Genomic DNA, 11,976 nt, shown 5'->3' on the forward strand with positions numbered 1-11,976 from the left:
GCAGCATTCGACGGTGCAGCGGCATGGCGGCGGTGCGGTACGGCGGGACAGGGGGCGTGCTCAGAACTTGTAGCGCAGCCCCAGGTAGTACTGGCGCCCGGTGTGGGTGTAGCGGTCGGGCAGTGACAGGGCCGAATCGACGAAGCGCTCGTCGGCGCTGTCCAGCAGGTTGATCGCCTCGAAGCTGACGGTCAGCTGCTTGTTGAACTTCCAGGACATGTTGAAATCCACGTTCTCCACGCTGTACTTGCCGGTCACGTCGGCGGTGGCGTACTGGTTGCCGTCCAGGTCCCAGACGTTTTCCTGGGTCAGGATCTGGTTGATGTAGGCATCGCGGTAGCTGGTGGATACGCGTGCGCTGAAGCGGCCGTCGTCGTAGTACAGGGTGGCGTTGTACGAGTTCGGCGACAGGTTCAGCAGGTCGTTCTCGGTGTAGGTGGTGACGATGGTGTCGCCGCTGCCGGAACTGAAGAGGTATTTGATCTTCGAGTCGACGTGGGTGTAGTTCAGCTGGATGCCGAAGTTCTTCCAGAAGCCGGGCAGGAAGCTGAAGGGCTGCTGGTAGGTCAGCTCGTAGCCCTTCAGCGGGCCACCGGGGGTGTTGAAGTAGCTCTGCACGTTGAACAGCGTGTTCGGGCTGAAGCCGGCCGGCAGCAGGTCCAGCGAATAGCCCATGTCGCCCCAGGTGGTCAGCAGGCGGGTGCGCTGCACGTAGGTTTCGATGTCCTTGTAGAACACTGCCGCCGACAGCAGGGCACCTTCCTGGAAGTACCACTCCGCGCTCAGGTCGTAGTTGGTGGAGCGGAACGGATCCAGCTTCGGGTTGCCCAGGTTGATCGAGTAGTAGCGGTCCTCGTCGAGGAAGCTGGTCGGGCCGCCGCTGACGCTGGGCGACAGGTTGGACAGGGTCGGCCGGGCCATGGTCTTGGCCGCGCCGAAGCGCAGCACCACGCTGTCGGTCAGGTCCCAGGCCAGGTTCAGCGAGGGCAGCCAGTCGTCATAGCGGTGGCCGACGGTGGTGGCCACCAGCAGGCGCTCGCCGGCATCGGCGGTGGCGCTGGCCACGCCCAGGAAGGGTTCGCATGCCGCTGACAGGTCGCTGCTGCTTGCCGCCTGGCACGGTGCATAGCCGCTGGCATCGATCTCGGTGCGCACGTAGCGCAGGCCGAGGTTGCCACGGAACGGGCGGTCCCAGAGTTCGGTGTTGAAGTCCAGCTGCAGGTAGCTGGCGTAGCTCTTCTCGGTCACGTCGAAGTTGTTGTTCGATGCACCGAAGTGGCCGACGCCGGCCAGGCGGTAGTCGCCGCCGAGGGTGCCGGTGTTGCAGTTGCAGTAGATGTCCAGCAGCTCGGCGATGCGGTTGAAGTCGGGGATCAGCCAGCTGCCCGGGGTGCTGCCGTCCAGGCCCTTGCCGAAACCATCGAGGCTGGTGGACAGGTCGCCCACGCCGACGCCATCGGGCAGCGCCTGCGACATGCGGCCATAGCTGATGTTGCGGTACTCCTGCGTGCGCATGCCGTAGTCCTTGTAGGCCAGGCCGCCGCGCAGGGTGAAGGTGGGCGACACGTTGAACGTCAGGTCGACCTTGGCGGTGTCGAAGCTGTTGTCGACGTACTGCGGGTTCAGGCGCACTTCGCTGATGTTGCCGCCGCGCGCGGTGCCGTTGGCGTTCACCGGCGCGGTACCGTAGCCCAGCCATTGCCACGATGCCGCATCACCCAGGGCGAAGGGGAAGGTCATCGACGGCATGCTGGCGCCGTTGCGCATGTCCAGCACGAAGCCATCCAGGTTGCTGTTGTCGAAGCTGACCATGGAAAACACCGGCCGCTCGAAGCTGGACGAAGAGTGGCCGACCAGTGCGTCCAGGCGCACCGCATCGTTGAAGCGGTGCTCGAAGTTCAGGCTGGCCTGCTTGAACTCGGTGCTTTCCTCGATGGCGGTTGATTCGGTGCGGAAGTCGACGTTGTCGAACACGCCGTAGACCAGCCGGTTCTGCGCATCCACCTGCGCCTCGCGCACCACGATCTGGGTCTTGCCGCCGTACTGCGCGGTGCGGTGCAGGTTGGCGCCGATCGAGTCCTCGCGCTGGTCCTTGTCCAGCTTCGAGTACATCAGGTCAAGGTTGAGCAGGCTGTCGGGGCTGAAGCGGAACTGCAGCGCACCGGTGACGCCCAGCCGTTCGATCTCATGCTCGGTGCGGATGTAGCGCGGGTAGCGCGGGATCCACGCGTTGGTGGCGGTCTCGTAGGCGGCGATGTTCTCTGCCGTTGCATCGGGGCGGTCGATGCCGGTGCCGCAGTGGTTGGCGTCGATGCCATAGCTGCCCCAGCCGTTGCTGCGCGCCTGGTTGGCGGCGCTGCCGACGCCCTGCGCGGTTTCATTGGCGGCCGGGTTGCGCGGCGTCTGCGGGTCATAGCCGGCCGGGCTGCAGAAGCCGTAGGTGCCGTTGTTGGCGGCCGTGGCCTGGTTGGAGTTGCGGTAGTTGCCGTGCTCCCAGCGCACCGGGTTGTAGCCTTCCTCGAAGATCGTGCGCTTGCTCCACGCCGCCGACACCAGCGCACCGAAGCGGCCGTCGGCCCAGGTATTGCTCAGCAGCGCCGACACGCGCGGGTCCTTCGAGCGCGACAGTTCGTTGTAGCCGTACTGGCCGTTGAGCGAGGCCTGGAAGCCTTCGAAATCGAACGGCCGCGACGCGCGCAGGTCGACGGTGGCGCCGAGCGAACCTTCGTCCATCTGCGCCGACTGGGTCTTGTTGACCTTGACCCGGCTGAACAGTTCGGAGGCGAAAGTGTTGAAGTCGAAGCCGCGGCTGCGGTTGACGCCGGTGCTGCCGTTGCCGGCGGTGGACAGCGCTTCCAGGCCGTTGATGCGCACGCGGGTGAAATCCGAACCGAGGCCGCGCACGGAAATCTGCTGGCCTTCGCCGCCTTCGCGGTCGATGGAAACACCGGCGATGCGCTGCATCGATTCGGCCAGGTTCAGGTCGGGAAACTTGCCGATGTCCTCGGCGTAGATCGCATCGACCTGCTCGACGCTGTAGCGCTTTTCGTCCAGCGATTGCTGCAGGCTTTCGCGGTAGGTCGCCTTGACCTCCACCTTGTCCAGGTCGACCGCATCGGCGGCGGCCGCTTCCGGCGTCTGTTGCGCATGCGCGGCGTGGCTCAGCGCCAGTCCGATCGACAGGGCAAGCACGGTGAGCGGCGCGCGGCCGCAGTGAAGCGCGAGCGACGAATCCATCTGTAAACCCCTCCCAGGGTGTCCTCAAGCGTTGCGAAGGCGTTCTAGCGTGCGTACCGGCCTCCTCCGGTACGACGCAGGTGCAACGACTTGCTGACACCGCGGGTCACGCGTGAACGTAACAAAGCGCATGGCGCGCGGCATCTTGCGCCGCAGCAGCCGCAGCGGCGTTTCTTCGTTGCACTCGAAGTGCGGCGGCGTGCTGCCACGCCGCCGCGTCGGCGGTCAGAACTTGTAGCGCACGCCCAGCAGGAACTGGCGGCCGGTTTCGGTGTACTGCAGCGGCAGCTGGCCGGTGGTGGGCGAGTACACCCACTCATCCGATGCTTCGTTGGTCAGGTTGATGCCTTCCAGGCTCAGTTCCAGCTGGTCGCTGACGCGGTAGCGGATGGATGCATCGAGGACGGTGGTGCCGGTCATGCCGTGGTAACCGTCCAGGTTGAAGCCGGTTTCCTGGCCGGGTGCCTGGGTGAGGTAGTCGCTGCGGTTGGTGGCCGAAACGCGGCCCGACCAGGCATCGCCTTCGTAGAACAGCGTCGCGTTCCACGCGTTCTTCGAGGTGCCGGTCAGCTGGTTCTTCATCACCGCTGCACCCGCGCCATTGACGTACTGGATGCTGGTGTCGACCCAGGTGTAGTTCAGCTGCACGCCCAGGTTGGACCACTTGCCGGGCAGGAAAGTGAAGGGCTGGGTGTAGTTGGCTTCCACGCCATACAGTTCGCCGCCGGGGGTATTGAGCGGGATGCTGAAGGTGAAGTCATCGTTGACCGAAGCGCCGGTGCCGTCGAGCAGGCTGGCCGGCAGGCCGCTGCTGGAATACGGGCGCACTTCGCGGGTGGTCTGCACGAACGAGTCGATGTCCTTGTAGAACAGGCCGATGCCGGCCATTGCACCTTCGGCGAAGTACCACTCGAAGCTCATGTCCACGTTGGTGGCGCGGAACGGATCGAGGTTGGGGTTGCCGCCGGCCACGGTGCGCGCGCCGCCGGCCACGGCCACGGTCACGCCCGGGGTCAGGTTGCCCAGGCCCGGGCGGCTCATCACCTTGGCCGCACCCAGGCGGATCAGGAAGTCCGGGGTGATCTCGGCCACCAGGTTGAACGAGGGCAGGGTGTCGTTGTACTTGCGGTTGGTGGTGGCATCCACCAGCACGCCGCCGACCGTGGCCGCGCCGCTGGAGGTCTGCTCGGTCTGCACGTAGCGCACGCCGAAGTTGCCCGACAGCGGGATGGCACCGAGGTCGGTGGAGAACTCACCCATCAGCCAGACGCCACGGTCCTTCTCTTCCACGCTGCGGCTGTTGTTCGCGCGCGGCGCGACGGCGAAGGTGCCGCTGTTGCTGTAGATGTCCAGCAGGTCGGCGATGGCACCCAGGTTGGGCACCACCCAGTTCGACGGCGAGCCGTTGATGCCCTTCAGGCCCGCCTGGCTGGTGAGGTCGGCCGGCACGATGCGGCTGCCGTTGGCGATCACCGGCACTGCGCCTTCGCTGGTGCGGCGCAGCTCCAGCGTGCTGAAGGTGTAGTCCTTGGCCAGCACGCCGCCCTTCAGGCGGAAGCCGGGGCTGAGGTTCCAGTTGAAGTTGACTTCGGCGGTGTCGAAGTCGTTGTCAACGTACTGCGGGCGCAGGCGGATCTCGGCCAGTTCCCAGCCATTGGGATTGGTGGGGTCGATGCCGTAGTTGATGATCGGCGCCCGGCTGTTGCCACGATAGTCGTAGCTGTAGCCGTCCACATCGTACTTGTCCATGATGATGGTGGTCTGCACCGGGTTCTCGTGGGCCGAGCGCGAGATGCCGACCTTGCCGGTCATCTGGAAATCATCGGTGAAGCGATGATCGAAGTTCAGGCTGACCTGCTTGAACTCGGTGTTCCATTCGTCGTGGCGGTTCTCGGTGCGCAGGTCGACGTTGTCGAACTCGCCGTACAGCAGCGCGTTGTTGCGGATCTCGCCGTTGCGCACGATGGTTTCCGGCTTGCCGTCGCGGTCGGGGCGGCGGTTGGCGCCGGTGGCCGAGTCGCGGTTGCGGCTGAAGGAGATCGCTTCGATATAGTGCTCGTCGCGCGTGGCGTCGATCTTCGAGTACAGCGTGTCGAGCGAGATCTCGGTGCGGTCGGAGGGCTTCCACTGCAGCGAGCCGGTCACGCCCAGGCGCTTCTGCTGGTGTTCCATCTGCACGTAGCGCGGGAAGCGCGGGTGGTAGACATCGGCACTGCGTGCGGCGGTGAAGGGCGAGGCCGCGCTGAAGCCGCCGTTGCTGGGGCCGTTGGCCCAGCGGCCGGTGTTGGAACCTTCCTCCAGCGCCTGGCGCTCGGAGTAGGCCACCGACAGCAGCGCGCCGAAGGTGCCATCGGCGAAGGTGTTGGAGATCAACGCGGCCAGGCGCGGGTCGGCCTTCTCGGCCATCTGGTTGTAGCTGGCCTGGCCACTGGCCACGAAGGTGAAGCCGTCGTAGTCGAACGGGCGCGCGGTACGCAGGTCGACCGTCGCGCCCAGCGAGCCTTCCTCGACGTCGGCCGAGGCGGTCTTGCGCACCACCATCTGCGAGAACAGGTCCGAAGCGAACACGTTGAAGTCGAAGCCGCGGCCGCGGTTGGTGCCGCCGCTCTGGTCGCCGGCGCCGACGGTGGTCAGCGCTTCCATGCCGTTGATGCGCACGCGGGTGAAGTCCGGGCCCAGGCCACGCACCGAGATGTTGCGGCCTTCACCGGCCTCGCGGGTGATGACCACGCCCGGGATGCGCTGCAGCGACTCGGCCAGGTTCAGGTCCGGGAACTTGCCGACATCCTCGGCCACGATGGCATCGACCACGCCGGCCTCGCCACGCTTGATGTCCAGCGCCTTCTCGACGCTGGCGCGGTAGCCGGTGACGTTGACCGTATCCAGGTTGGTGGCGCTGGGCGCCTCGCTCTGCTGCTGGGCGGCGGCACCCGCCGAAAGGGCCAGGCTGACCGCCATGGCCAGCAAGGTAACCGGTGTCTTTTTTGCGTGGTTCCGAGAATGCATGCCTTTCCCCTCTCCCAAAGGTCTGGTCTCGCGAGTGTTTCAGCGGAATGACACCGCTGGTCAGAGCCGACGGTAGCAGCACGTTCCCTCTGCGGCATCTTGCACCGCAACAGACCTGTAATGTCTCCAAGACGCTTGCGGGACAATGCTTCCGACAGTTTGATAGGCTGTGTGCACGGCCGGTCGGTTTCGCGATGACACCGATGGTCAACCGCCACGCGGGTGCGTGGCGCGATTCCACGCCGCCCAGCAGTACCCGCTGGCGGCCAGCGTAAGGGAGCGGAAATGGGTCGTGTCGTATGTTTCGGGGAATTGCTGCTGCGCCTGGGGGCGCCCGGTCACGAACTGCTGATGCAGTCGCCGCAGCTGCAGGTACACGTGGGTGGGGCCGAAGCGAACGTGGGTGTCTCGCTGTCCCGCTTTGGACATGAGGTGGCCATGGTCAGCACCGTGGCCGGCAACGCGCTGGGCGCCCACGTGCTGGGTGAACTGCGCCGGCACGGGGTCGACACGCGCAGCGTGCGGCAGGACCCGGACGGGCGCATGGGCCTGTACTTCCTCACGACCGGCGCCGTGCAGCGTGCCAGCGAAGTGGTCTATGACCGCGCCGACTCGGCCTTCGCGCGCAGCACCGCCGCCGACTACGACTGGCCGGTGCTGCTGCAGGGCGCGCAGTGGCTGCACCTGTCCGGGGTCAGCCCGGCGCTCGGCCCGGACGTGGCCCAGGCCACCCTGGCGGCAGCGCGTGCGGCGCGCGAGCTGGGCGTGCGCGTGTCCTTCGATGGCAACTTCCGGCCCAAGCTGTGGCAGCGCTGGGGCGGCGATGCGCAGGCGATCCTGCACGCGCTGTTCGCCCAGGCCGACATCGTCTTCGCCGACTACCGCGATATCGAAGTGATCCTCGGCCAGCGCTTCGAGCAGGCCGATGTGGTGGCCAAGGTCGAAGCCGCCGCCGCCGCCGCGTTCGCGGCATTCCCGCAGCTGCAGTGGATGGCCTGCACCCAGCGCCAGGCCCTCAGCGTGGACCACCACGCCCTGGGCGCGCTGCTGCTGGGCCGCGACGGTACCCGCGCGCAGGCACCGGTGCGCCAGCTGCAGGGCATCGTCGACCGCATCGGCGGTGGTGATGCATTCGCCGCAGGCATCCTGCATGGCATCCTGTCCGGCTTCGATGCCGACGCCACCGTGCGTTTCGGCCTGGCCGCCGGTGGTCTGAAGCACTCCATCCCCGGCGATTTCAACCCCGTCAGCGAAGCTGACGTACTGGCCCTGGTGGGCGAGGAGCGATTCGATGTCCGGCGCTGATCCGCGCGTACGTGCGGTACTGAAACTTGCACCGGTGATCCCGGTGTTCACCCCTGATGACATCGACGATGCGGTGCAGGTGGCCCAGGCGCTGTTCCGTGGCGGCCTGCCGGTGATCGAGGTGACGCTGCGCACGCCGCGTGCGCTGGATGCGATCAAGGCGATGGTCGAGGCCGTGCCCGACGCCGTGGTGGGCGCAGGCACGGTGCTGACGCCGGCGCAGATGGAGGCCGCCAAGGCAGCCGGTGCGCGCTTCGCGGTGTCGCCCGGTGCGACGCCCACGCTGTACGCCGCCGCGCGCGACGCCGATCTGCCGTACCTGCCCGGCGTGGCTACCGGTTCGGAACTGATCCTCGGCCTGGAGCACGGCCTGGACACGTTCAAGTTCTTCCCGGCGGTGCAGTCCGGCGGTGCGCCGCTGCTGTCGGCGTGGCACGGCCCGTTCGCCGATGTGCGCTTCTGCCCGACCGGTGGCATCAGCGCGCAGACCGCGCCGCAGTTCCTGCACCTGCCCAACGTGCTGTGCGTGGGCGGTTCATGGCTGACCACGGCGGCCCTGATGCAGTCGCGCGACTGGGACAGCATCGAGCGCCTGGCGCGCGAAGCAGCGGTGCTGGCCGGCTGACCGGCCCTTCCCGTTGCCCCTGCTCTGGTAGATGTCGAGCTTGCTCGACTGGCTTCTGGCAAAAAGCAGTCGAGCAAGCTCGACTCTACGCTGCCTTGATCCATTGATCAGGATCAAGGCAGCGCCAACGCCGCCCCTGCATGCTCTCCCTCAAGCGGAGGGCATCGCCTTCCGCGAGTTCGGCACGCCACGGGCATCGACGCCCAGTGCCATGTCCGGGGGCGGGCATGACGCTGGAATCTTCGATACCCGAGGCCTCTGCCACACAGCCATTGCCATGCGGCATGGCTGGCGGACCGGACCCGCCGCAGTTCCCCGGCCATGACGGGCGTGGGGCACTTCGTGGCCGTGGGAGGCGGGTCGGGCACGCCAACACTGCGAATCCGCCTGCGCGTGGCCGCCGCTCCGTTTCCCTCTCCCACGGATGCGGCGGCCATGCCGCTCCTGTGCATGCTGCGCCGTACAATGCGCACATGCCCGAGATGCTCAAGACCGTTTTCCTGTCCATCGTTGCCTTGGTTGGCGCGCTGCTTGCGCTGGCCCTGGTCAGCAGTGCCGGCGGCTGGCTGCCGTCGTTGTTCGGCCTGCACCCCGGCAGCGAAGCGCAACTGGGCTGGGACCTGGCCTTCACCGTGCTCGGCGGCATCGCCGGCATCGCCTTCGCCACCTACTACGCACCGTGCTGGCCACGCGCGCATGGCACGTCCATCTGGACGCTGCTGGTGGTCGGCAGCGGCTACGGGCTGTGGGTGATGGGCGGTGATTTCCCGCGCTGGTTCGCCATCTCCCTGCTGGTGTCGCTGCCGCTGCAGCTGCTCGGTGGCTGGTGGTTCGGTCGTCGTCCGTCCCGCAGCGCAACACAGGCTTAACAATTCCCCCCTAGGCTCGGTGCCCGCCGAAGGTCGGCAACGCGGCGCAGGGGCCTGCACCCACGGATAAAGGGGCAGGCGCGGCGTAAGACATCACAGGGAACCGGGAAATCATCCGATGCGTTACCAGAACCGGGAGGCCGCCGCTGCGGCCCCCCATGCGAAGCTTTTGTCCCGCGCCGTGCATGCGGTGCTGATCGGCGGCCTCGCCGTGCTGCCCATCGATGCAATGGCTGAAGAAGCCGCCGATGGCGATACCCGGCAACAGCTGCAGCAGCTGGACACCGTCACGGTCTCTGGCAGCTATGCCAAAAGCCTGGAACGCGCCGTCGACCTCAAGCGCGCCAACATCGGCTTCTCCGATTCGATCGTCGCCACCGACGTGGCCGACTTCCCCGAGCAGAACCTGGCCGAAGCGCTGCAGCGCATGCCGGGCGTGACCATCGAGCGCAACAAGGGCCTGGGCAGCAAGGTCAGCGTGCGCGGCCTGCCCAGCGAGTTCACCCTGGTGTCCATCAACAACCTCGCCACCGCCTCGGGCAGCGGTGGGCGCGACGTGCAGTTCGACATCTTCGCCGCCGACGTCGTGCAGACGGTGACCGTGCAGAAGTCGCCGACCGCAGCCGACGAGGAAGGTGGCATCGCCGGCTCGGTCTACATCGAAACGGCCAAGCCGTTCGACTTCCCCGAGCCGAAGTTCAGCGCCTCGGCCGAAGCCTCGCACAACTCGATCAACGGCAGGATCGATCCGAAGATCTCCTTCCTCGCCAGCGACACCTGGGGCGACTGGGGCGGCCTGGTGTCGTTCTCCAAGGCCAAGCGCACCAACCGCACCGATTCCAATTCGGGCATCAACTTCCGCCCGATGGGCCGCTTCCTGGAAGCGTCGGGCACGCCTGGTTCGCAGGCCGCCGCCGTGCTGGCACGTGATGCCGGCATCGTCGTGCAGGATCGCATGGACAAGGACGAGACCAGCCGCATCATCTTCCAGGACAAGGTCGGCGACCGCGTCTACCTCAACGAGCAGGACCAGTGGGGCGCCACCGCTTCGCTGCAGTTCAAGCCCAGCGATACCTTTTCGCTCAGCTTCGATGCGATGTTCGGCGGCTATGACACGCACGAGGACGAGTACGATGCCGCGGCCTACTCGGCATCCAGCCGCAGCACCCTGGACCGCATCTACGACTACGACAACACCACGCTGGGCGACTACGGCATCACCGTGCTGAAGGACGTGGCCTACACCGCCACCCAGCACGAGATCCTCAGCAAGGAACGCAACGCCAACACCGACTACCGCCAGTTCAGCAGCAAGCTGGACTGGAAGGTCGGCGGCTGGGACATCGATGCGCTGGTCGGCTATTCCGGTGCGCGCAAGGATTCGGACTACGCCAACCTCAAGCACGTGGCCTACGCGCCGTCACGCACGCGCTGGACCAGCAACGGCGGCGAGACCGTGCCCGGCACCACCGGTGGCTTCGACATGTACAACGCTGCGGACAAGTACCTGTTCGAAGCGTACGAAACCGAGCTGGAGAAGGTGAAGGATGACAAGTACGCTGCGCAGCTCGACCTGCGCCGGCAGATGAACCTGGCCTTCTTCCCGGCGTTGAGCGGCGTGCAGTTCGGCGCGCGCTACACCGACAAGACCAAGGAACGCGAGTTCGGCAGCGGCAAGATCCAGGGCCCGACCGCCGGCAGCGCCGCGTGGGTCAACACGCGCACGCTGGCCGACAGCAACCCGGTGTGGATCAGCCAGCTCGCCCCGGGCGGCGGCTATCGCCCGAGCGACCTGGACTGGCAGCAGATCTCCAATGCCTACGCGCGTGCCACGTTCCGCTACCCGGGCTATGAAACCCCGATCGATCCGGGCCAGTACTACGAAGTGAAGGAAAAGACCCTGGCGCTGTATGCCATGGCCGACTTCTACTTCGATATCGGCAGCGTGCCGGTGTACGCCAACCTGGGCGTGCGCTCGATCGACACCGACGTCGATTCGGCCGGCTTCCACCCGGTGCAGAACGCCGACGGCAGCAACGGCTACACGCCGTCGCCGATTTCCAGCAGCGGCGACTACAGCAGGATCCTGCCCAGCTTCAACATGACCGCCGAGATCGCCGACGGCCTGGTGCTGCGCGGTGCCGCCTCGGAAACGCTGATGCGTCCGTCGCTGACCGACATCGCCTACCGCCGCACCGTCAGCTGGAGCAGCTTCCGCTTCATGGACGGCAACCCGGCGCTGAAGCCGACCACCGCCAAGCAGTGGGAAGTGGGCCTGGAAAAGTACCTGCAGAACGGTGGCCTGCTGGCTGCGTCGTACTTCTCCAAGAAGATCGACGGCGTGGTGCGGCAGTCGCTGACCGGCATCGTGCCGAACGTCGAGAAGCTCAACGCCAACGGTTCGCTGGACGGCTACTACGACTTCGAGGTCTACCAGCCGGTCAACGCCGACGGTTCCTACAAGGTGACCGGCGTGGAGCTGGTCGCGCAACTGCCGCTGTCGATGCTGCACCCGGCGCTGGAAGGCTGGGGCATCAATGCCAACTACACCCAGCTGGACAACTCGCTGACCGGTGCCTCGGACCTGGATATCCCGACCCCGCCGGAAGGCCTGGCCGAGAAGGCGTACAACTTCACCCTGTACTACGAGAACGACCGCTTCAGCGCGCGCGCCTCGTACAACTACAAGGACAAGTACGTCGAGTACATCCACCTGAACATGTATCCGGTCTACCGCGATGCCTATGGCCAGCTGGATGCCTCGATCGGCTTCCGCCTCAATGACACCTGGAAGCTGAACCTGGAAGCGATCAACCTGCTGGACGAGAAGACCAGCGGTTACACGATCGACAAGGCCTTCCCGACCCAGTACGAGTTCTCCGGACGCCGCGTCACCTTCGGCATCCGCGCGGACTTCTGATCCACGCTGCATTG

At 66.3% G+C, this 11,976-nt stretch carries 6 protein-coding genes; 4 read left to right on the forward strand and 2 right to left on the reverse strand.

Translation table 11 applies throughout. From position 1 onward, the window contains the following. Positions 1-60: 60 nt before the first annotated feature. Positions 61-3,237: a TonB-dependent receptor gene (locus AC3WL7_RS05655; RefSeq protein ID WP_492749638.1), complete on the reverse strand. Its 3,177-nt coding sequence runs from the start codon at positions 3,235-3,237 to the stop codon at positions 61-63. A gap of 225 nt (positions 3,238-3,462) precedes the next feature. Continuing rightward, positions 3,463-6,243: a TonB-dependent receptor gene (locus AC3WL7_RS05660; RefSeq protein ID WP_492749639.1), complete on the reverse strand. Its 2,781-nt coding sequence runs from the start codon at positions 6,241-6,243 to the stop codon at positions 3,463-3,465. Positions 6,244-6,528: 285 nt separating this feature from the next. Here AC3WL7_RS05660 and AC3WL7_RS05665 point away from each other — a divergent pair, with 285 nt between their 5' ends. The 4 genes from AC3WL7_RS05665 (at position 6,529) to AC3WL7_RS05680 (ending at position 11,962) form a co-directional block, all read left to right on the forward strand. Beyond that, complete coding sequence (locus tag AC3WL7_RS05665) at positions 6,529-7,548, forward strand: sugar kinase (protein WP_079224509.1); 1,020 nt, start codon at positions 6,529-6,531, stop codon at positions 7,546-7,548. Continuing rightward, positions 7,535-8,173 carry a bifunctional 4-hydroxy-2-oxoglutarate aldolase/2-dehydro-3-deoxy-phosphogluconate aldolase gene (gene eda / locus AC3WL7_RS05670; RefSeq protein WP_079224507.1) on the forward strand — a complete coding sequence of 213 codons (639 nt, stop codon included), beginning with the start codon at positions 7,535-7,537 and terminating at the stop codon, positions 8,171-8,173. Before AC3WL7_RS05665 ends, eda begins: the two co-directional genes overlap by 14 nt. A 473-nt stretch (positions 8,174-8,646) precedes the next feature. Beyond that, entirely contained in the window at positions 8,647-9,042 is a 396-nt protein-coding gene (locus AC3WL7_RS05675) for a hypothetical protein (RefSeq protein ID WP_200732578.1), read from the forward strand. A 118-nt stretch (positions 9,043-9,160) separates the two neighbouring features. Beyond that, positions 9,161-11,962 carry a TonB-dependent receptor gene (locus AC3WL7_RS05680; RefSeq protein WP_492749640.1) on the forward strand — a complete coding sequence of 934 codons (2,802 nt, stop codon included), beginning with the start codon at positions 9,161-9,163 and terminating at the stop codon, positions 11,960-11,962. The last annotated feature ends 14 nt before the right edge of the window (positions 11,963-11,976 follow it).

The sequence above is a fragment of the Stenotrophomonas sp. FW305-3-2-15-E-LB1 genome (genome assembly GCF_058787375.1).